Genomic DNA, 22,219 nt, shown 5'->3' on the forward strand with positions numbered 1-22,219 from the left:
GACCCGGTCGGTCGGCGCGCCTTCCAGCCGAACCGGAGGGCGACCCCCGGCACCAGCCGGCCGGCCCGCTCCCGCTCGCGGGACGTGCCCGGGGTGCGGTGCTGGGTGATCCTGGAGGCGTGTGGGGTGTCCCAGCCGGCCGGCTGCCGGCGGCCTACGCCGCCTCCGCGCGCCGCGCGCTGCGCGTGACCCTGGCCGCCGCGACCGGCTTCTACCTCTTCCGCTACGGCCTCGACCGCCCCGTGGCGGCGACCTACGCGCTCTTCACCGCCGTGGCGCTGGGCGGGCTGTCCCACATCCCCGGTACCGGACGGCAGCGCTCGGCGATGGTGCTGCGCCTGCTGCCGGTGTGCTGGGTGCTCGTATCCGTGGGGACCTGTCTGTCGGTGCGGACGTGGAGCGCGGTGGCCGGCATGCTGGTGGTCGGCTTCACGCTGACCTTCGCCGCCGTGGGCGGACCGCGCCTCGCGGGGGCGGCACCGGGCTTGCAGCTCCTGTACATCCTGCCGTCCTTCCCGCCGTACGACCCCGGCTCGCTCGGCGACCGGCTGACCGGTGCGGCCAGCGGGGCGGTCCTGCTGGCCGCCGCCGAGGCGCTCCTGTTCGCCGAGCCGCGCCCGCTGCCGTACCGGGAACGGGCGGCCCGGGGCGCGCTGACCGCCGAGCGCTGCGCGGCACGGCTCGCCGCACCCCCGTACACCCTGGCCGGCCCGGACGTCCGGGCGGCCCGGGAAGCGGGCCAGGCGCTGCGGTCGCTCACCGTGCCGGAGGCGGAACGCCCGGCGGGGCCGGGGGTGCGCGAGCGCGCGCTCACCCACACCGGTCTCGCCGTGCGGACCCTGCTCGCCCGGCTGGCCCGGCTGGCCCTGCTGCCGGCCGGGCCGGGGCGGGACGCGGACCCGGAGGCGACCGCCGTCCTGCGCGCGGTGGCGCGACTGGCCGCGGCGACGGCGGCCTGCCTGCGGACGGGACCGTCCACCGCGGCCCGCCTGACGGAGCTGGCCGCGGCCCGCGCCCGCCTGTCCGCCACCTCCGCGAGCGCTCCCACCCCCGCCCCTCCCGAGGACCCTGCCCGGCCTTCCGCGGGTCCCGCTCTGGCCTTCGACGGCGCCGCCCCGACCTCCGACGGGACCCTGACCCCCGACGGGACCCAGACCCCCGACGCCCTCACCTTCAACCCCGACGCCGCCACCGTCAGCCCCGACGCCGCCACCGTCAGCCCCGACGCCCCCACCCTCACCCCCGGCAGCGCCCCCGCACCGGCGCCCGCCCCCTGCCCCCCGCCCGCCCTCCTGCGGCGTCATGCCGCCGTGCTGGAGATCGCCGACGCCGCGCTGGCCATGGGCACGGCGGCGGATCTGGCGGTGCGTGGTCGGCGCGTGGCGGCGGGGGTGCCGCCCGGCCGCTTCTGGTACGCCACCGTCCCGGCCCCGCTCCTGTGGTGGCACCGGCTGCGCGGCCACGCCGGGCGCCGCTCGGTGTTCTTCCAGAACGCGGTCCGCATCGCCCTCGCCCTGACCGCGGTACGGCTGGTGGCCGGCGTGGACACGCTGCCGCACGGCTTCTGGGCCATGCTGGCGACGCTCACCCTGACCCGTACCACCCTGGAACAGACCTGGCGCACCATCCGCGTGGCGCTCGCCGGCACCCTCGCCGGGGCCCTGGTGTCCGCCGCACTCCTGATCGCCGTGGGGGCCGACACCACCGTGTACGCCGTCGTGCTGCCGGTATGGATGCTGCTCGGCTTCACGGTGGGCCCGGTCCGGGGCGTCGGCTGGGCCCAGGGGCTGTTCACCGTCCTCGTCGCCCTGGTCTTCGCCCAGCTGGCGACCCCGACCTGGCGGCTGGCGGAGATCCGGATGCTCGACGTGCTCGTCGGCAGCGCGATCGGCGCCGTCTTCGGGGTGCTGGCCTGGCCACGAGGCGCCCACGACGAGCTGCGCCACGCGGCGGCGGAACTGCTGCGCCGGGCCGCGGAGATCGTGGTGGCCACCAGTGCCGCGGTGACCGGTGGAGCGGCGGCCGCGGCAACCCCGGGCGTGCCCGGCCCCGGCCACCGGTCGCTCCAGCACGCCGTCGTCCTCGCGGAGTCGGCGTACGCCCAGTTCCTCAGCGAGCCGACCCCGCTCGCCGTCCGGGGGAGCAGGCGTGAGCTGCCCGACGTGGACTGGCAGGCGGTCCTGATCGCCGGGCACCACACCCTGTGGGGGTCCGCCCGGCTGCTGGAGCCGCCGCGCACCGCGCTGAGCCCGGCCGCGGCCGAGTCCGTCGACGTGCTCGGGGCACGGGTGGCGGGCCGGATGCTGCTGGTCTCCGCGGCACTGGATCCGGGGGACGACACCCCGGCGGCGGCACCGGTGACGGCCCGCGCCTTCACGGCCCTCACCGGCCTCGCCACCGAGCCGCCCGGCGCACCGCTGCCGTACTACGCGACCGTCTCCTGGCTGGCCGCGCTCCTGGCCGACCTGACCCGGCTCACCCGCACCGCCCCCGCGACGGAGGCCGGGCGCGACGGCGAGGACCGGCGCTGAGCAGCGGGCGCGCACGGACGGGCTCGCACCGAAACCGATCCGCTGGGGGAGGAGCCGCGCGAGGAGGGATGCGAGGATGGCCGCATGGACGTGCTAAGCAGGAACCACGTGCGGGTGACCGGCCGAGAGGACGGGCCGGTGGTGGTGCTGTCGCACGGGTTCGGGTGCGACCAGAACATGTGGCGCCTGGTGGTCCCGGCACTGGAGCCGGACTTCCGGGTGGTCCTCTTCGACCACGTCGGCGCCGGCCGGTCGGACCTGTCGGCGTGGAGCGCGGAACGGTACGCCACGCTGGACGGCTACGTGCAGGACGTACTGGAGATCTGCCGCGAGCTCGACCTGGGGCCCGTGGTCTTCGTAGGGCACTCGGTGAGCGCCATGATCGGCGTGCTGGCCGCCGCCGCCGAGCCGGAGTGTTTCGCGGGCCTGGTCCTGCTCACGCCGTCGCCCTGCTACATCGACGACCCGGCCGCCGGTTACCGGGGCGGGTTCAGCGAGGAGGACATCGACGAACTCCTGGACTCGCTGGAGTCGAACTACCTGGGCTGGTCGGCGACGATGGCGCCGGTCATCATGGGCAACCCGGACCGCCCCGAGCTGGGGCAGGAGCTGACCAACAGCTTCTGCCGCACCGACCCGGAGATCGCCCGCGTCTTCGCCCGCGTCACGTTCCTGTCCGACAACCGCGCCGATCTGGCCTCGGTGACCGTACCGACCCTGATCGCGCAGTGCTCCAGCGACGCGATCGCCCCCGCGGAGGTCGGCGCGTACGTCCACGCGCACATCCACGGCAGCCGGCTGGTCACTCTCCCCGCGACCGGGCACTGCCCGCAGCTGAGCGCACCCGAGGCCACCGCCGCGGCCATCGCCGCGTTCGCGTCCGAAGCGGGCCGGTGATGTGTGCGACCGGTTACGGCCACGATCCGGGTCCGGGTTCGCGAGGCGAGCCGGACGACGAGCGGACCCGTCCCTCCGCCCTGCCGGACGACGAGCAGGCCCGTCTCTCCGCCCTGCTGGAGGACAGCGCCGAGGACCTCTACGAGAACGCGCCCTGCGGCTACCTCTCCACCTCGATGGACGGACGGATCGCCAAGATCAACGCGACCCTGCTGAACTGGCTCGGCCGTCGCCGTGACGACCTGGTCGGACGCCGGCGGTTCGCCGATCTGCTCACCGTGGGCGGCAGGCTGTACCACGAGACGCACTACGCGCCCCTGCTGCGCATGCAGGGCGAAGTCAGCGGCATAGCCCTGGAGATGAAGGCGGCGGACGGCAGCCGGCTGCCGGTCCTGGTCACCTCCACCGTCAAGACCGACGGCGAGGGCGAGCCGCTGCTGATCCGCACCACCGTCTTCGACGCCCGCGACCGCCGCGCCTACGAAAGAGAACTGCTGCGCGCCCGGCAGGAAGCCGAACGGGAACGTGAACGCCTCCAGCGCCTGGCGAGCACGCTGCAGCAGACTCTGCTGCCGCCCGTCCTGGACAGCGTCCCCGGGCTGGAGGTGGCCGCGCACTACCACATCGCCTCCGCCGACGAGGTCGGCGGCGACTTCTACGACCTGTTCCCGCTCTCCCAGGGCAGCTGGGGACTGTTCCTGGGGGACGTGTGCGGCAAGGGGGCCGGCGCGGCGGCCGTCACCTCCCTGGTCCGCTACACCCTGCGGGCCGCGGCCGTGTACGACCCCGACCCGGCCGCCGTGCTCACCAACCTCAACACCGTCCTCAACCACGAGTACAACGGCACCGACCCCCGCTTCTGCACCGTCCTCTTCGGGCTGCTCACCCCCTGCGGCACCGAGGGGTTCCGGATCGAGCTGGCCGGCGGCGGACACCCGCCGGCCCTGCTGCTGCGCGCCGACGGCGACGCCGACTACCTGCACACGCCCGGCGGGCAGCTCATCGGCGTCCTGCCCGACGCCCACATCGCCACCGCCACCGTCCACCTCGCCCCCGGCGACACCCTCGTGCTGTACACCGACGGCCTCACCGAGGCCCACACCGGCCGGCCCGGTGAACGCTACGGCGACGAAGCCCTGCTGGACTTCGCCCGCGCCCTGGCCCCCACCACCCCGCCGGCCGCCGTCGAGGCGCTGAGCGGGCTGCTCGACACCTTCGGCACCGGCCTGGACGACGACACCGCGGTCCTGGTCGTCGGGGTGCCCCGGCGAACCGGTGAGGAGCGGCGGTGAGCGACGGCCACGGCACCGGCTCGGCCGTCCGGCGGACCCCACCGCATCCCGACATCGTGGATGTCGGGAGAATGTAGGCCGGAAGGCGGGGTAGGCGCCTTCTGCCGGGGCACGGACCGGCGAGGAGATGGCCGATCGACTGGGAGGGGCGCATGATGCCGACGACGACCGAGCAGACTGCCACGCAGACGGTGGACGTTCCGGAGATCGCGGACCCTTCCAAGGTCGCGCCCAAGGACGCGCGGGAGTTGTCGAAGGCGTTCTTCGACCAGCTCGCGGTGCTGGAGGAGGGGACACCCGAGTACCAGTACGTGCGCAACACGCTGATCGAGATGAACATGTCCCTGGTCCGCTACGCGGCCGGCCGGTTCCGCAGCCGCGGGCCGGAGGAGATGGAGGACATCGTCCAGGTCGGCATGATCGGCCTGATCAAGGCCATCGACCGGTTCGAGCTGACCCGTGAGGTGGAGTTCACCTCCTTCGCCGTCCCCTACATCGTCGGCGAGATCAAGCGGTTCTTCCGTGACACCTCCTGGGCCGTGCACGTTCCGCGCCGCCTCCAGGAGGCCCGCGTGCAACTCGCCCGCGCCAACGAGGAACTGCGCAGCCGCCTGGGCCGGGCGCCCACGACCGAGGAGCTCTCCGAGCTGATGAGCCTCCCGCCGGAGGAGGTCGTCGAGGCGCAGCTGGCCTCCAACGGCTACAAGTCGGCCTCCCTCGACGCGGCCATCAACGGCAGCGAGGACGGCGAGGCCGCGCTGGCGGACTTCATCGGTGACGAGGACGCCGCGCTCGGCCTGATCGAGGACTTCCACGCCCTCGCCCCGATGATCGCCGAACTCGACGAACGCGACCGCAAGATCATCCACTGGCGCTTCGTCGAGGAACTCACCCAGGCGCAGATCGGAGAACGCCTCGGCGTCTCCCAGATGCACGTCTCCCGCCTGATCACCCGCCTCCTGGCCCGCCTGCGCGAGGGCATGCTCAGCACCACCTGAGGGCCGGCACCGTCCCCCGCCCAACAGGGTCCCGGCCACGACGAGGCCGGGACCCTGCTCGCATGCCTCGGTGAGCCGGCGCATTCCTCCCCGAAGACCTCCCGGTCAGCCCGTCTTCCACGGCCGGAGCTTCTCCGGGTTGAGCACGGCCCAGATCCGTCGGATCCGGCCGCCGGCGATGTCGAACGCGTACACCGACACCACGACCCCGTCCAGGCGGGCCACCAGACCGGGCTGCCCATTGACCGTGTACTCACGGAGCGTCAGGCGGCCCGGGAGGGTGCGGTCGACGAAGAAACGGGCGATGCGCTCGGCGCCCTCGACCGGGTGAGGCATGGCCGTGACGCGCCCGCCACCGTCACCGACGGCGGTGGCGTCGGGGTCGAGAAGGCCGACGAGGGCGTCGATGTCCTGAGACTGCCATGCCTGCTTGAACTCCCTGACGACCCGGGCCCGCTGAGGCGTCGGCGTCGAGGGAGCCCGTGAGGTCTCGATGCGGCGGCGGGCCGAGGACGCCAGCTGGCGGCATGCCGCCGGGGTGCGGCCGACGATGGCGGCCACTTCGGAGAAGGGGTAACGGAAGACGTCGTGGAGGATGAACGCCACGCGTTCCGCCGGCGTCATCGCTTCCAGTACGACGAGGAAGGCCATGCTGACCGACTCGTCGAGCGTGATGCGGTCGGCCGGATCGGCCGTACCGTCGTCCGTCGTGCCGGCCGGCCACTCGCTGCGCGCGGGCAGCGGCTCGGGGACCCATTCCCCCACGTAACGCTCCCGCCGGACCCGTGCCGAGCGGAGCACGTCGAGGCAGATACGGCCGGCGACCTTGGTCAGCCAGCCGCCGGGGGACGCCACCGCCTCCCGCTGCCGCCGGGACATCGCGTACCAGCGGGCATAGGTCTCCTGTACGACGTCCTCGGCTTCGGCCAGGGAGCCCAGCATCCGGTAGGCGAGGTTGAGCAGCCGACGGCGTTCACCGGCGACCACCTGCGAAGCCTCATCCGGCCGGCTGTCTTCAGGCGTGGTCGGAACGGTCTTCATGGCGCGCGGCTCCTTCGGTCGGATCATCCCTCGCCCATACGACGGGACAGCGCCCCGGGATGTGAGGCCGGTACCCCACCTCACATCCCGTCGGGCCGTCTCGTCGTACCCGGCGACGGAACGCGACACCACATCACAACCGAAGGAGCGAGGGATGACCACCCACGAGTCCGAGATCCGGGCGCTTCTGGCGAGCCGCGCAGACGCCCAGCAGTCGAGGGACATCGACCGGCTCATGTCCTTCTACGCCGCCGACGCCGTCTACTACGACGTCGTCCCCCCGCTGCGGTTCACCGGAACCGAGGAGATCCGCCGGAACTTCCAGCGCTGGTTCGACGGATACGTCGGTCCCATCAGCCTGGAGACACACGACCTCACCCTCGCGACCGGCGAGAACACCGCCTTCGCGCACATGCTCCACCTCGACTCCGGAGAGCGCAAGGGAGAGCTCCAGGCGTCCATATGGGTGCGGGAGAGCGTCTGCCTCCGGCGTTCGAACGGCGCGTGGTCGATCACACACGAACACGTCTCGATCCCGGTCGACCCGGCGACGATGCGGGTCTGGCTCCCCTCCGACAAGGACCAGCTCGCCTGATCCCCAGCCGCCGCACACCGCGCGGGGCCCGGTCCGGCGGGCTGTCCGTGAGGCGGCAACCGCACACCGGTTGCCACCCGGCACCGCCGAGCCAGTCCCACGAAGCCGCCGCGGGCGCACGCGAAGGGACAAAGAGCGAACCGGCCGTCCGCCCGCGCCCCACGGCGGGTCCACCACCCCTCCCGGCAGGAGTTCCGCGAGCCGGGAGGGGCGGCGTCGTGTCGTTCCCGCGGACCTTCCGCGCCAAGGAACTGAAACACCGGTCTCGCCGACGAACAGCGGATGGACCCGAGTCCGAGCTGGATCAAACTCCGTCATCCGCGTTTCGTGCTGCCGCACACGACGGAGGTGGTCCACGGGACGTACTTCTCCCGTAGGCAGTTCGAATCGCTTTGTGACGACAGCGGATAGAAGGACGGGCGAGGCGGCGCCGTCCGGTTCGGCTACAAGAACGTTCCGGCCTACCTGGACAACACGCTGTTCACACCTCTGGTGGAGACGGGCCGGAACGGCACCACCGGTACGGGTACCGACCTCGTCCGCCGGAAGGTTATGCGCAGCTTCCGAGGACAGCGCAGCCTCGTGCTCGCCACGCTGAGTGGGGAGGAGGCGCCGCAGGTGGCGCGGAACGCGCAGCGTCGACAGGCACGCTGAGCACAGGGCGCTCCAGGAAGTGGTTACGGCCCCGCTCAGGCGGGCCACATGCCTGCTCAGGACCAGCACGTACGGCCTTCGGCTGCGCTGACGGTGGTGCCCAAGCCCCCGCGCAGGGCATTACGGACTTCGGCGCGGTGGCATTACGGTGTTTCTCCGAGGGGAGCCCTGACCGCGTTCGAGGCCAATCGGTCCATTGCGCAGGGCATCTGGGGTGAGGGGAGCCGCCGTGCAGGCGCTGTATGCCGTCAGTTTCGACGTCCGGTCCGCCCAGGAGCAGCAGGGCCACGTCTATAAGCACCTACGTGACCATCTCGCAGACTGGCTCAGCCACGGCGGACGGATACCGGCACCGTCAGTGACCGCATTCGATCAAGACGGCCATGCAGTTCTCGCCGGAAAGATTTCCGGCCACGGCGACCGCACGGTGAGCTGGACGGTGGCGGGCGACGAGCTCACCCGGGCCCTGCGCATGACCATCCGCCAGCCATTGTCCGCAGGTCCGGCCCAGTTCGTCACCCGGGTCACCGTCTCCCAGTCGGAGGAAGGCGGTGGTGGGCTCAGGATCGTCATGGGCCGGGAGATCCCCGACGGGTGGATCGCGCCGGTGCAGGACCCTCCGCTCAAGCGTCCCAACCTCCTGCGGGCGGTGCTCGGCGACCGGAAACTCGAAGTACGGGTGCTGAGCCAGCTCGCCACGGGGCGCTACGAGAGGATCCGCGAGGAGAGCCACGCGGCCGTACTCCTCGACTCCCTGGCGCTGCGCACACGCCTCCCCATTCTCCTGGTGCACCCCAGGGACCAGGCGGGGTGGAGTGCGGCGGCCGATGCCTCGGGGCAACTCGCCGGGCTGGCTCAAGTGGTGACTTTGAATTACGTGACCGCACAGGCCGTCCGCCGGGCTCACGAGCAGCTGGCCGTGCCCAGCGGGGGCGCCCGGCTGGTCTGGCCCGACCTCGGCCTGGAGCATCCCGCCTACTCGCGTGAGGAGGTGTCCGGGGTGTTCTTCGTGGAACGGCGGCTGATGCCGTCACTTGCCCACCTCTCGGTCATTGCTCGCGGCAGTGACACGGCGTGGGAGCGGGCACGGCAGGCGTCGTACCGCGCGGGCGCGCGCAGGGCTGCCGAGCATCTGTCGCGCGCTCAGGCCGCTGGCGACACCACCGCCGAACTCGAAGCTCTGCAAAAGCGCGTGCGACAGCTCGAAGAGGATGCCAAGTCCTGGGAGGACATGGCACAGAGCTGCATGGAGGAACGCGACAAGGCGCGAGACGACGCCGCCACCGCCGAGGCGCTGCGCCAGGACCGGGATTACTGGAAGAACCAGTACCTCGACCTCTCGAAGAGCGGGAGCGGACAGGCGGTCGTACTCGACGCCTGGAGTGAGATCCCGCCCCTGGGCACGGACGCCGTGCCTACTTTCAACGCTCTCACCAAGGCGTCGGAGGCACACATCGTGTTCACGGCCAGAGCGGGGCGCGCCTGGAAGGACTCCCGCTATCCGTACCCCCAGGAGATGACTGACCAACTGATCGCCCTTGCGCAGGCCGCGATGGACCTTTATGCCAACCCTGGCAGTAAACCCAGGCTGACCCAGTGGTTCTACGACAACCACGGACTGAAGTACGCGCCCAGTGACGAGAAACTGAGCAAAGACAAGGACAGGCGCTACTTCACGTTCGACGGGAAGCGCTGCGACGGACTGCCGCACATCAAGGTGCGGGACGCGGTGTCGCCCAACGAGGTCGGACGGATCTACTTCGCCCTCGACTCCGATGGGAAGCGTTTCATCGTGAACCACGTCGGACTTCACCTGTAGTCGGTCGCCTGGGCCACCCGCCTGCGGGCCGTATGCCCGGGCAGACTTCGCATTCCTGCCCGGTGGCCGGGTCCTTCGCGGTGAAGCGGGCGGACAGCGGGGCGGTCTCCAGCACGTGCACCTTCCAGCCGCAGGCTTCCAGGCCGGCGCGGGCGTGGGCCGTCGGTCATGACGCTCTGGGTGCCCGCCCGCGGGGCAGTGAGCCGACAGAAGGTCCTGATCTGGCCCTTTTTCGGACTCTCTTCGGCCCGCAAGACGACGCCTTCGGTCCCGACTCCGGAGACGCCGCCACGCCCCCTCTTGCCTCGCCCTTACACAGGTCGGAAGGGGTATGACGGCGTCTTTCCCGGAAACCCTCAGATGTCCCGGAAGGCACCAGGCAGCGCCGTGACCAGCATCGATGAACGGTCACGGGTCGCTGACCTGCACGAATTGTCTTTCGGTTGTTTCACGCTCGTGTCCGTTGATGCAGCCGGAAGTCCCAGAAAAGTCCCAGGGGACTCCCACGGTCCGCGGCCACTCTTTCGGCTCTATGCAGCTTGTGCAGGTGCGATGTGAGCTGGGGATGCCGGCTCCGGATCCACCGGCATGGCCGCCCTGCTCGAAGGCCGGGACTTCATCGGTGTGGAGAAGACCGAACATTACGCGTCCATCGCCGACGACCGGCTGACGGATACGATCCGTCAGATCCTCGGCCAGGACAACGTGGTCCTCACCGCCTGACGCCACACCCCGCCACACACGAATTCGTGTAACCGCCGTCTTCGGCCGGTACGCTACCGGGCTTTGCCTGTCCTCATTTCGGCGGCACTCAGGAGGTCGTTTCTCTCATGTCCGAATCCATCGAACCCCCGGCTGACGGAGAACTGGAGTCGGTTCGCATCCCGGACGCCTAGTTGGAGGGGATCGAAGCCAGCGTCCGCCGGCTGATGGAACAGACCGCGGAGCAGGCCCGGCAGCTTGATCATCTCGCCTCCGCTCCGCCCCCCAGGCGGTTCGCCGTTCGCGGCGTTCGGCATGCCTGGTTCGGTGGACTGCCGACGCCGGCTGCGCCGGAGCTGCAGCTCATCCTGGAGGCCGAGACGGCGTCACGTTCTGCCGCACTGTTTTGCACCGACTGTCCTCCGGGGAGTTCCCCGTTGATGCCACCTTGTTCGAGCGGATCGACCGCACCGTGCGTTAGCTGGGGGCGGGCGTCGGTGGCCGCGATGTCGCCGCGCGGTGGGTGCTCGCAATGCTGGAGTCGATCGAGGCCGCCGCCCGATCGGCCCTGCGACGTGTAGAACGGCAGACGGCGGCTGCGTAGGAGGCCCTCCAGCGCGGGCACAACAGTGCAGAAGTTGGTGAAGGCAACCAAGCCAGAGGGATATCGCGCCTGGCTGCAGAAACACAGGTCTGATGATCAGTCCGACGCTAGCTACGGAGCGGGTGCAGGAAACAGCAGGTGAAAGATCTTCGCCCGCGCCTACATCGGCGCGATCACGACGTTAACAGTCCGGCTTCACTTCCATGTCAAGTCATTGAGACACTCAATCAATCACTTCGATCAGGCCCATGATCCGCCCGTGTAGCGCTTGTCGGCTGACGTTACCGTCACCGTTTCCATCAAAATGCAGAAGCCTCCTCCCAATCATTTTCGGAGGAGGCTTCTAACATTCACTTACTTCGGGAAACTATCCATGATGGTTACGCCGGCTGCGCGCATACGTCGAATAACTTCATCGTGGAGGTCGTCATCCTCGAGAAGTTCTACGGATCGACTGGAAAGGTCGTAGATCACTAGTCCGCCCTCGTCAGCTGATTCGTCGACACTGATCAGCATGTATCTACCCTTTGGAGATTCCCAGAGGTAACTAAAGTCGTTCAAGCTCATGGAGCGAATGTCCCATCTCTCATCCAGCGTCCTCCATACCGTATGGCGGAACCATCGGGTAGGACAACTTGACTGGATACCTGTGGTGACCCGGCCTTCCGGAGGGCCGCCAACACGTTCAAGTCACCCCGGCTCGCGTATGGGGTACCACCCGGGTGAGTGTGTGCGATCCAGCGCACATCATCATCGACAGGGACGCTCACAGATCGAGCCTTGCCGGAGTAGAGCCAGTAGGTTCCGCCACCACCATTACGTCCAGCTCCAGCTCGGTAGATTAGAGCGAACTCGACTCCGTGTTCCTCACTCAATGCTGCCATTTGGTCACCACTCAGGCGTCCAGGTATTTTCACCCCGGCACGGCCAGGCAAATCTGCACCGGAACCTTCAGCGGCTGTCGCACTGGTAACGGGAACGTCCATCTTCTTGCTAGCGGTCTTGAGGAGCTTTTTCCCTAGTGTCCGGACGGCTCCGCCAGCGCCGAGTACGCTGTAGATGTCAAGCCTGGTTTGTGTGTCCTGGTATAGCGAGGAGTCGGTGTCGACGCCCTTGCTGTCGACGAATTCTTCGTACGCGTCAGCGACACTGCATTTCCCGATCTTGCAAAGGGGCTTACTGAGCGCGGACGAGCCAATATCGGCGAGCTCTGCTAGCCAGTGTCCGGCCCCTGCAACTGCTTCTTTCCAGCCTCCGTGTGACTGGGGGTCTGACGGCTCGACATTGCACGAAACGGATACGGTATATCCGCCGGAGAAGTTGTAGCACGTCGCACCAGGGCTGCCGCTCTGGCTGTAGTTTGAGCTGCCCGTGATGGGTATCCCGCCGGATGAGGCGCCGCCGCCAGCGTGTCCGCTGCCGTTTGAGACGACCGCGACTGCGGCTACTGCCGCGATGACTGCCAGCATGATTGCGCCGGAGATCGGGTCGAAGAACTCGCCGTCAGGGTCGGAGAAGGTGACCGGATTGTTGTTGCTGTAGGCGTAGCCGTTGATCTGTTGGGGATCTTTGAGGTCGCCGACAGGGTCGACGCTGATGAAGCGTCCGGTTGTTGTGTCGTATTCGCGGGATCCGAGGTGAGTGAGGCCGGTCGGGTCTTCGGATCCTCCGACGAATCCCTTTTCGCCGCGCCAGTTGGCGGGTTTTTCAGTGCCGCGGTCCTCGCCGAACGGCTTGGAGGGGCGGCGGGTGAGGGCCTGGGTGGCGGCGTCGACCTGCAGGGCAGCGGTGCCGTGGTGATCGGTGCACAGCCAGGTCAGGTTGCTTGGGGTGCGCATCGCGACGGTCTTGCCGGCATGCGTGTAGTAGCGGGTGGCGGTGACGTTTCCGCCTGCTTTGTCGAGGCGGAGTTCGGTCTCGGCCAGGTAGAGGGTGGTGCCGGTGTCGTCGCGGCGGATGAGCCGGTTGCCGTCGCCGTCGTTGAGGAACGTGGTGGTGGCGCCGCTGGCTTCGGTGACCTTTTCCAGTTCGCCTTCGACGTCCCAGTCGAGGGTCTGGGTGGTGCCGTTGAGGTTGCGGGTCTTGGTGGCTCCGTTCTCCCAGTAGGTGTAGCTGTTCGTCGTCTGGGTGCCGGAGGCCAGGCTGGTGACCGTGTTGGCCAGGGCGTGCGGGCGGGGCTGGTCGGTGGTCTTGTAGGTGTAGGTGGTGGTGGCAGCGCCTCCGGTTGCGAGGTGGTCGGTGGCGGTCTTGCGGTTTCCGGTCGAGTCGTAGGTGAAGCTCTGCCAGTACGGTGCGCGGCCGCCGACAGTGCTGGCGGTGGGTGTGGTGGCGCAGTCGGTGGTGGCGGTCCAGGCGGTCTTCAGGCGGCGGTGGCCGTCGTAGTCGAAGCACTGCTTGTCGCCTGGACTGGTGGAGCGGTCGTCGATCTCGGTGGGGTTTCCGGCCTTGTCGTAGCGGTAGTAGACGTCGGCGTCGGTGCCGGTGTGGGTTTCGGAGACGACGGTCTGGCGGGCCAGGCGCTGGGTGCCGTCTTCGTAGGAGTAGTTGATGTCGGTCCAGTCGGCGGAGGAGGAGACGCCCAGGGTGGTGCGTATGTGTTCGCCGGCCGGGAGGTAGTCGGTGTTCTGGACGATGCCGGTCAGGCCCTGGAGGGTGTCCGGGAGCCGGGTGGAGGTGTAGCCGTAGGTGAGGGTCTCGGCGGCGAGCCCGCCCATGGCGGGGATGGTGCGCTTTTGCAGCGTGCCGTCGAGGTTGTAGGTGTTGTTGATGGCGTAGGCGCCGGTGCCGGCGAGTGCTCCTTCCTTGGTGCTGATCGTGTACTGCTCCTTCAGCACCCGGTAGAGCTTGTCGTAGGAGGCGTTGGTGATGGCGTAGACGTCACCGGTCTTGCCTCCGACATAGCGGATGCTGGAGGTGAGCTGGCCCTTGGCGATGGTGTCGTAGGACCAGCGAGCCAGTATCTTCGCGTCGTCGGGGGTGGGCACGCCGTCGACGAGGGGCACGGCGCCGTTGACGCGGGCGGTCTGCCGGCCGAGGTTGTCGTAGGTGTAGCCGATCGTTTTGTTGCGGGCATCGGTCGCGGCGACGACCTGGTCGAGGTCGTTGTACTCGGTGGTGGAACTGCCGGCGTCGGGGTCCGAGGCGCTGGTCTGCCGGCCGAGGAAGTCATAGCCGTAGGACCAGATGTTGCCGTCGTCGTCCTTGACCGTCTTCAGGCGGTCGGCGTGGTCGTAGGCGTAGGTGAAACCGCTGTAGTCGGTGGTGACAGTGTTGCCGTTGTACTCGCGCTTCTCCGCCAGGCGGCCGCGGGCGTCGTATTCCTCATAGACGGCCGGGGCGCCGTCGGGCGGGAGGACGGTGGTCGCGTTGCCGTCGTAGGTAGTGGTGGTGCGTGAGTGCTCCTGCCCGTTGACCAGGTTCTTCTGCACTGTGGGGCGTCCCGCGCCATCGAAGATGGTTTCGGTGCCGGCGGGTGCAGCAGTGATCAGCGTGGCGAGGGCGCCGGTGGGGGCTTTGCTGTCGATGTACTGTGCGGCGGTTTCGACTGCGAGACCGCGGGTGTCGTACTTGGTTTCGGAGATCACCCGGCCGGTGCCGGTAGCAGCGGGCACCTGGACCTGCCGCGGGCGCAGCAGTGCGTCGTAGATGGCGTACTGGGTGAGGTACGTGGTGCCGTCGTTGTTCAGGGACTTGGTCGCCACCCAGGAGGCGGCACCGGACTGCACTTTGTACTCGTACTTCTGGCTGGGCGTCTGCCCGGCCGCGCGGTCGCGGTCGGCCAGCCAGACGTCGGTGAGGCGGCCGAGAGCGTCGTAGGCGAGTTCGGTGCGGTTGCCGTTGGCGTCTGTCCGGGAGAGGTCCACTCCCCAGTCGGGAGCGTGCTCGGCGGTTGCTGTGTGGCCGGCGGCGTTGGTGGTCGCCGTCTGGGTGACGGGTCCGCCGGTGGCCGGGGTGTAGGCGATGTGCTTGGTTCGGGTGCCCTTGGTGTTCCAGGTGTCCGTCGGGCGGCCCAGCGTGTCGTAGGCGGCGGTGCTGACGGTCTGGTATTGGCCGGATCCGTCGGTGTTGTAGCCGACGAGGCGCTCGGTGCGGGTGGCATCGCCCTTGGTCGGGGCGGCTGCGTAAGCCTGGTTGTCGTAGGAAACGCGTGTCTCGGAGACCAGGTCGGTGGTCTTGGGATCGTTGGTGCGGTTGGGCGTCACCGAGCAGTCGGCGGAGACCTTCTCCACCCGCTTGGGGTAGGAGAGCATCCACTTGGTTTCGTCGGTGGCGTACCAGGTGCGGGTGCAGTCCTTCGATCCGCCGGCGTCGGTCTCCACGGTCAGAGGGAGGCCGCTGGTCGGGTCGTAGGTGGTGGTTGAGGTGGAGGTGAGCGTGCTGCCGCTGTTCAGGCGGGTGCGGGTGACCTCGGTACCGGTGCGGACCATGTAGCCGCGGACGGTGCCGTAAGAGTGGCCGTCGCTCGAAGTCTGTCGCGACCAGGGGGTGATGACCTTGGCGGAGACTTCCTGACCGGAAGTGCCGTTGTAGGTGATCTCCTCGCGGAGCTGGCCGGCGAACTCCTCGGAGTCGGCCTTGGATACGCCCTGGGAGTCGGTGATCGTCTCACTGCGGGTTCCGCTGGTCTGTTTGTCGCCGTCCATGCCGCGGTAGTACAGCGCGGTGATCTTCGAGCGGGTGCCGGAGGCTTCACCGACGGTGGTGGTGACCGTGTTGTAGCCGCGCCAGATGCCCCAGGTGCGGTACTTGGCCGGCGAGATGGGTGATTCGTCGTCGTAGGCCCAGGCACCGCCGCCGGTGTAGCTGTAGTTGGTCTCCTTCAGCGGTGCGCCGCCGGTCGGGTCGGATTCGGTGACCTGGGTGACGACGTACTTGTGGAAGAAGTCGGTGCGCGGCTGCGGGTCCTCCCCACTGGTGGGGTTGGTGGGCGGGATCCACTTGACCGGGTAGCAGCGCTTGGTGTTCTTGTCGAGTGCCGTGGGCAGGTTGGCGTCCGCCAGGCACTCGGGGTCGGAGTAGTTGACGGTCACGACCGAGCCGGTCTCGGAAGTGATCCTTCGGACGCGCCATTTGATGTAGGGCACAACGTCGTCACCGGTCTTGTCGACGCGGTTGTGCAGCTGGACGCCTTCGAACGTCACTGCCGGCAAGGTGATCGGCGAGCTGCCGGACTTGCCGGTGTGCTGGATGCTCTTCAGCCACAGACCAGGGGCGGAGCCGTCGCCCGGGTCGGGGAAGGAGTGCTCCATGTGCCAGGCGTTGACGTCGCGGAAGTCGGTGTCCGCGCCGGTGCCGGTGCCCTTGTAGACCTGCGTGGTGACGTCGGTGAGCCGCTTGCGGGTGAAGAATGACGGCGCGTTGCGATCGGTGCAGGTGGTGTTGGCGGCGCAGATCTGGTCGAACGGCACATCCGGCCAAGCCGCCTTGTTCGTCGCGGTCAGAGAGGTGCAGGTTTCCCCACCGCTGACAGGTATGCACCGCTCGGCGACCGTGAACTTCACACGGGCTGCGGCAGGCTTGCTGAAGAGGGTGTCCGAGCGCTGACCGTAGTCGATACGGCTCAGATAGCCGCCTCGGTTGTAGGCGGTTCCGTTACCGGTGGAGGCGTTCTTGGCGTAGTAGTTGGTCTCTTTCGAGTACCAGTAGCTGGTGACGTTGCCGTGCGGATCAACCACGTAGTCGAGGTTCCAGCGCCATGCCTGGCTCTTGGCCCGACCCGCGAAGGTGGTCCCGCCGGAGTAGCCGGGTTCGCCGGAGTCGTCGCCGAAGACGGGCACGGTCCAGGTGGAGTTGGTGACGGGGTCGTCGGCGGCGGTACCGTTGTCGGACCAGCCGGGCAGACGGTTCTTGCCGAAGACGTACTGGGTGCCGTCGGTGGCGGTGATGGTCCAGTACTCGCCCTTGTCACCATCGTCGCCGTCATCGCCGTTGACGGCGCCGGTGCCGCGCGTGACCTTCTCGCCATCGTCGCTCTTGAGATGCCAGCCGTTGGCGTCCTTGATCAGTGGGCTGGACTTCCCGTTCAGGACGACGGAGGCGTTGTCTTCTTTCCAGCACAGGTCGGCTTTGCCGTCCTGGCCGTCGTCGTCGCAGGAGCCGTATGAACGCTCGATATAGGACGTCGGTACCTCGAAGCCCTCACCCACCCAGGAGGGCTGGGCGGAAGTGGAGGAGGTGTGTCCGTCGATGCTCTGCGCGGAGTAGCCCAGCGACACCGTCGGGGGCGTACCCGCCGGGGCGGGTACCACATCCATCGGATAGGACCAGGTGAAGTCGCCGTTGGAGCCGCCGCCTGCCCAGGTGGAGGACACCGACAGGGGGGTGGCCTGGTAACTGCCCTGGTCGGAGGACGCGGCCGCGGACAGCGCCACCACCATCGTTGTCCCGGCCGCGCTCGTGGCCCGGCGGGTGGTGACCTGGGTGGTGAGGGTGCTGTGCTCGGCGTCGTTGCTGGTGGGCAGTACGTGCGTGGTGCGGCACTGCTGCTTGTTGGGAGTGGTCAGTGCGCAGGCCGGCAGTTCGATGGCGCGCAGGCGGGAGGCCCAGGCACCGCCATAGGCGTGAGCGAAGCCGCTGTAATCGACGCTCAGGGACAGACCAGATGCGCTGGTCTTGCCGTCGGTGCGCTGTACAGACAGCACCAGGCCCTCGATGCCCAGTTTTTTGGCCAGCTTGCGATCCAGAACGGTGACCTTGGCACCGCCGGGTGCATACGCCAGTTGTGCGGCCTTCGCCTTGGTCTTGGCCTTGGGGCGGGTGGGGGCGGCCACCGTCACCGGCATCCCCTTCGCCTTGACAGCCTTATGGCCTGCACCGGTGGGGAGCTCCACGACTGCGGAGCCCGGTGTGGGCCAGACGGGCTTGGTAGCGGCCTGCTTCCGGGCCTTGGCGGTGGCCGCGACAGTCGGGTCGTTCCTCTTTTGCGCCTTGGCCTTGAAGGCGACGGCCTTGCCGTACTTCGGCTTGGGCAGCGCGGTGTGGTCGCGACCGGCTTTCTCTGCCGGGGCCGCGCCCAGCAGCGTGGCCATCACAGCGGCGGTGACGGGCAGACTGATTGCAGTCAGCCTGCGCCTTCCCGCCCGCTGCCATGACCATGAGGACAGCGCGAATCTGCGCCTTGTCACAGTGGGTTCCTTCTGTCGGAATGAAGCGGTGTGCCGGGTCAGGGCGGCCCGGCACACCGCAGAAATCACGGCTGCGGCTCAGTCGGCGCAGCGCTGTCAGATTCAGCCGATGTCGACGGGAGGCTCGTCGACCTTCGACAATTCACTGATCTCCTGTTCAGACAGCACGCCGGCGTAGACCCGCAGGTCGTCAAGAAGGCCCGGGAGCGGATTGCCCCAGGTGCCGTTGTCGTGGCGTCGGGAGCGGCCCATCATCAGCGGTCCGGTCGGCTGGAAGACCTTGTCCACCAGGACGCCCTCTTCGGCGCCCTGTCGCTCACCGGTGACATAGAGCTTTGCGGACTGATTCGCCGAGTCGTAGACGCCGATGACGTGAACCCAGTTACCCGGAGGGTTGACCTCGTCGGAGGCCGTCGTGGCAGCAGGGCCGTTGAGGACGTCGGACTCATAGGTGCCGAAGTTCCAGTCGCCAACCGCCTGGCCGATCTCCTGCCGATACCACAGGCGGAAGGAGTTTCGCTGGTCACCGGGGTGGGCGAACACGGTGGGTGAATGGGCTCGGGTGGTGTCGTCCAGGCGGCTTTGGGCTGCAAGGTTGACCCATCCGGCCACCGTGAAGCTGCCGGACTCGTCCAGCCGTACCGGTGCGGTGAGGTGTCCCTCGGACGGCTCGTCAAGCTCGACGGCATTGCCGTGCCCGTAGTCGTCGGTGGTAACGAACTTTGCGCCGGGCTGCAGGGTGAGTGTGTTGCCGCGGCCTGTGGCGTCAGAGGCCGTGGTGCCGAGGGTCTCGTCCATCTGCCAGTGGGCGAGCAGTTCGGCTCTAGGATTCCCGGTCGCGGGGTCTTCCAGGTTCACCAGCGGAGCGAGCTCGTCCGGGAAGACCACCCGGTTGTAAGCCTGGACATGGTCCAGCTCACCATCGAAGTACGACGACGGACCGGCCGATCCCTTCATCCGCCCGATCTCGAAGGGTCCGTTCGCAGCCCACGGCGCGGTATAGGTAGTGGTTGCCTCGAGGCGGCCGTTGACGTACAGCCTCAGCTCTTGTTCCTGCCGGTCGTACACGGCCAGCAGATGGGTCCAGGCACCTGCCACCGGCGGTGTCGTGGAGATCGCCCGCACCACGGTGGCCCCGGACGAGGTGTCCTGGTCGTATCGGTTGAAGACCCACTTGCCGTAGGCATCGGAGTAGTACAGCTGGAAGGCACCGATGTTGGCGCCGTTTTGATTGGCGACCGTTCCGATGGTGTCGGTGCGCGCCAGTTTGGCCCAGGCGGAGACGGAGAAGCTGCCTGTGGTGTCAACAACCTTGCTGCTCGTGGCCGCGTAGTTGTTGCCCGTTCCCTTCCAGGCGGCCTGGTTGCGGCCCTTGGGTGACCACGACGCGGTGTCCAGGGTGAGCGGGTGGCTGGTGCCCTGGGCGTTGGAGGCGGCGGTGCCGGTGCTTTCGTCCAGCTTCCACACGGCTAGCGGTGCCGAGGGCTTGGCCACGTTGAAAAAGTAGTCCTTGCTCGTGCCCGGGTTGCCAGCCGCGTCATAGGTCTGGACTCGGAGCACGTTAACCAGGCGCTTGTTCGGTGTGATCGTGACTGTATGGGTGCTCGTGTTCGTGGTGTAGGTCTTGTCCTCGACAATCACACCGTTCAGCCGGATGACGTAGCGACGCACGTCTGTGGCCCCGGCTGAAATCTTGAACTGGCCAGTCATGCCGACGCTGCCGGTCTCCGGCGAGTTAGCACAAGTCTCACCCGCGCATTCCGGGTAGACGTTGTTCACCGAGGTCACCGTCGGCTGTGGCGGACCAGCGGCGTCGATCTTCAAGTAGCAGGATGCAGACCATGGTCCGTATACGTATTGGGTGTCTCCGCCGTAAGTGGCCTTGTACTGCGTCCGGGCGCGGAAGTGGTAGGTCTTGCCGCTGTCCAGGGTCGGTGTCCAGGTGCCGGCGGTGCCGCTGCTCGTCCATGCCGACGGCCGATAGGTCGTGGGGGTCGTGCTGCTGCCGGTGTACAGCTCGAACTCCGGTCGCACTACAGCCTGCGAGCCATCCGCCGATGTGGGAGTGGCCGTGAACCGCGGAGTCTCGTCCCGGATGTAGGGCGGGGAGGTCGAGGCAGAGCAGGCAGTGCTCGGATCGGCGACCTTCACATAGGACGGTGCGGTGTTCGGGACGCTGACGTAGGCAATCGACAGCTTCGGTTTGCGCTCGGCCGTGATGCGGTCGTCCTTGGGTGACATGAACTGCTTCCACGCCAGCGGGTCGCCCTCGTCCGCGCGGAGCCCCAGTGTGGTGGTGGTGTCCTTGGCCTTGGCCGTGTAGGCCACGGCGGCGGTGGCGTCGAACTCTACGGAGCCGTCCGGACAATCGGAGGAGAAGCCCTTGGCCGCGGACACGGTGTCCACCCGGGCCTTCCATGACGGCGGGCTCGACCACGTCCTCCCGGAGCTGATCGGGGACGTGCGCCACAGCTCGATGTCCTTCTTCGTGCAGTTGGCCGACCAGATCTCGTAGCCCGCGAAATCTGCGTGCAGGATCTTTTTCCCGGCCACTGCCCGGGTGTCGAACTGGAAGATCGAGCGGGACTTCTTGTTGTCCACGAACGCGTCGTAGCCCACCCCCAGGGCATGACTGGTATTCCAGAACGACGTACCGGGCATGTTGGACCACAACGATGTCCAGCCGACCAGCTTCGCGGACACAGTCGGCGGGTCGATCACCACCGGATACGAAGTGTCCGGGTCGGTGAGGAACTCCTGGTCCGGTACCACGGTCAACCGGTCGGTGGTCAGCGTCGCATCCGCAACTGCGGTGCGGGAGTCGGGTTCCGGGGTGACTGCATCGACCGGATCGGCGGCTTCACCTGCTGCGTCGGCGTCACCGGCTGACTCGGCCGATCCCATCATGGTGGTGGGACCGGTCTCTTTGCTGGAGGTGCCGGCGTCCCACATCAGCGGTGAGCCGCTGATGAAAGTGGGCCGTCCACCGTCGTCGACCAATGCGGTCACGCTGCCCTGAGTGCGGACCTTCAGGCCCTTCGTGCGGACCGGGTAGTCGATGCTGCCCAGCGAGGCTGCGGCCTCTGGAGTGCGCACCACGAGATTCTGGGTGAAGCCGTCCGGCAATACCTGCACCACCAGATCCACGTCCGGTCGCACCTGCTTGTACACGGCGTGCGAGCCGTCCAGCACCGGATCAGGCAGCGACCACGGCGAGAACACCTCATACGCGCGGCCATCCCGCTCGAACCGAACGAGCGGCTCCTCGCTGCCCCCGCCGGACAGGGTCATGTTGTGCGCGGCCCTCGGCGCCAGGGTGCCGTCGGCTTGCTGAACGAGGGTCGTGTCCACCGGCGTCCACACGCCGTCTTTTCGGACACGCTCCACCACCGCGGAGGACTCCGCAGTGAACGTGCCGTCCGCGTTCGCGAAGACCTGGTTCGTCTCCGTTGTGAAGCCCTGCACCGGAACCCGCCGACCGGTCTCCGCGGCCTTGCGGGATGCCTTCAACTCCGCCGACTCGGCCGGAAGCCCGTCGTCCTCCCAGAACGCGCGGCCCTTCGCCTCGTCGTTCGCCGGCACGGTGGAAGACCCACCAACGCTCGTATCGGCGCCACCGCCGTCCCCCTCGGACGCGCCTGCGGCGGAAGTCCCGCCCAAGAGGCCGGCTATTACAGCCGCCGACACGACGGCTCCGGCCGCTCTTGCGGCGGGCCGGCGCCATCGACGCCGACTATGCCCCACTCCCATGCCTCAACCCCAACTACCCGCAGAAAAGTACAAGTCGCGGCAGATTAAAGATCACGTAAGGAAGCGTTCAAGTGCCGGAAATCGGTCCAAGTAGGTGCTTGATGCAACGAACCATGCATGCAGTAACTGTGAAGACGATCACATGACGTCCTTACAACCTTTGCGAATCTTCCATACAGCAAACATGTGGACGGCATGCGCTTTCGCCAACC

Annotated in this window: 9 protein-coding genes and 1 pseudogene; 7 read left to right on the top strand and 3 right to left on the bottom strand. The window is 68.2% G+C overall.

Features of this window, described 5'->3' with window-relative positions:
- The first annotated feature begins 119 nt into the window (after nt 1-119).
- The 4 genes from ABZ576_RS07690 (at nt 120) to ABZ576_RS07705 (ending at nt 5,718) form a co-directional block, all read left to right on the top strand.
- Complete coding sequence (locus tag ABZ576_RS07690; protein ID WP_360737141.1) at nt 120-2,531, top strand: FUSC family protein; 2,412 nt, start codon at nt 120-122, stop codon at nt 2,529-2,531.
- An 84-nt stretch (nt 2,532-2,615) separates the two neighbouring features.
- Complete coding sequence (locus ABZ576_RS07695) at nt 2,616-3,428, top strand: alpha/beta hydrolase (protein WP_360737144.1); 813 nt, start codon at nt 2,616-2,618, stop codon at nt 3,426-3,428.
- Complete coding sequence (locus ABZ576_RS07700) at nt 3,428-4,720, top strand: SpoIIE family protein phosphatase (protein ID WP_360737146.1); 1,293 nt, start codon at nt 3,428-3,430, stop codon at nt 4,718-4,720. Before ABZ576_RS07695 ends, ABZ576_RS07700 begins: the two co-directional genes overlap by 1 nt.
- Before the next feature lie 152 nt (nt 4,721-4,872).
- Nucleotides 4,873-5,718, top strand: a complete 846-nt coding sequence (locus ABZ576_RS07705; protein ID WP_360737149.1) for an RNA polymerase sigma factor SigF — start codon at nt 4,873-4,875, stop codon at nt 5,716-5,718.
- A 105-nt stretch (nt 5,719-5,823) separates the two neighbouring features.
- Here the strand turns inward: ABZ576_RS07705 and sigJ are convergent, their stop codons facing one another.
- Nucleotides 5,824-6,759: an RNA polymerase sigma factor SigJ gene (gene sigJ, locus ABZ576_RS07710; RefSeq protein ID WP_360737151.1), complete on the bottom strand. Its 936-nt coding sequence runs from the start codon at nt 6,757-6,759 to the stop codon at nt 5,824-5,826.
- 154 nt (nt 6,760-6,913) lie between these two features.
- On the opposite strand from sigJ, the gene ABZ576_RS07715 reads away from it, so the two are divergent.
- From ABZ576_RS07715 to ABZ576_RS07725, 3 genes and pseudogenes are all read left to right on the top strand, one after another.
- On the top strand, nt 6,914-7,354 hold the full coding sequence (locus ABZ576_RS07715; protein WP_360737154.1) for a nuclear transport factor 2 family protein: 441 nt from the start codon (nt 6,914-6,916) through the stop codon (nt 7,352-7,354).
- A gap of 883 nt (nt 7,355-8,237) precedes the next feature.
- Complete coding sequence (locus tag ABZ576_RS07720; protein ID WP_360737157.1) at nt 8,238-9,827, top strand: hypothetical protein; 1,590 nt, start codon at nt 8,238-8,240, stop codon at nt 9,825-9,827.
- A 567-nt stretch (nt 9,828-10,394) separates the two neighbouring features.
- Nucleotides 10,395-10,550, top strand: a pseudogene (locus ABZ576_RS07725) (DNA methyltransferase); the annotation flags it as partial.
- 1,146 nt (nt 10,551-11,696) lie between these two features.
- Here the strand turns inward: ABZ576_RS07725 and ABZ576_RS07730 are convergent.
- Nucleotides 11,697-18,161 carry an RHS repeat-associated core domain-containing protein gene (locus ABZ576_RS07730; RefSeq protein WP_360737159.1) on the bottom strand — a complete coding sequence of 2,155 codons (6,465 nt, stop codon included), beginning with the start codon at nt 18,159-18,161 and terminating at the stop codon, nt 11,697-11,699.
- A 198-nt stretch (nt 18,162-18,359) separates the two neighbouring features.
- Nucleotides 18,360-21,839, bottom strand: coding sequence for a LamG-like jellyroll fold domain-containing protein (locus ABZ576_RS07735; protein WP_360737161.1), 3,480 nt, complete (start codon nt 21,837-21,839; stop codon nt 18,360-18,362).
- Nucleotides 21,840-22,219 lie beyond the last annotated feature (380 nt).

Origin of the sequence: Streptomyces sp. NPDC013455, from assembly GCF_040632975.1 — a bacterium.
GTDB lineage: Bacteria > Actinomycetota > Actinomycetes > Streptomycetales > Streptomycetaceae > Streptomyces.

Coding starts and splice junctions, on each gene's coding strand:
- ABZ576_RS07730 (WP_360737159.1), bottom strand. CDS start 18,161: ATGGCCACGCTGCTGGGCGCGGCCCCGGCAGAGAAAGCCGGTCGCGAC.
- ABZ576_RS07695 (WP_360737144.1), top strand. CDS start 2,616: ATGGACGTGCTAAGCAGGAACCACGTGCGGGTGACCGGCCGAGAGGAC.
- ABZ576_RS07700 (WP_360737146.1), top strand. CDS start 3,428: ATGTGTGCGACCGGTTACGGCCACGATCCGGGTCCGGGTTCGCGAGGC.
- ABZ576_RS07705 (WP_360737149.1), top strand. CDS start 4,873: ATGATGCCGACGACGACCGAGCAGACTGCCACGCAGACGGTGGACGTT.
- sigJ (WP_360737151.1), bottom strand. CDS start 6,759: ATGAAGACCGTTCCGACCACGCCTGAAGACAGCCGGCCGGATGAGGCT.
- ABZ576_RS07715 (WP_360737154.1), top strand. CDS start 6,914: ATGACCACCCACGAGTCCGAGATCCGGGCGCTTCTGGCGAGCCGCGCA.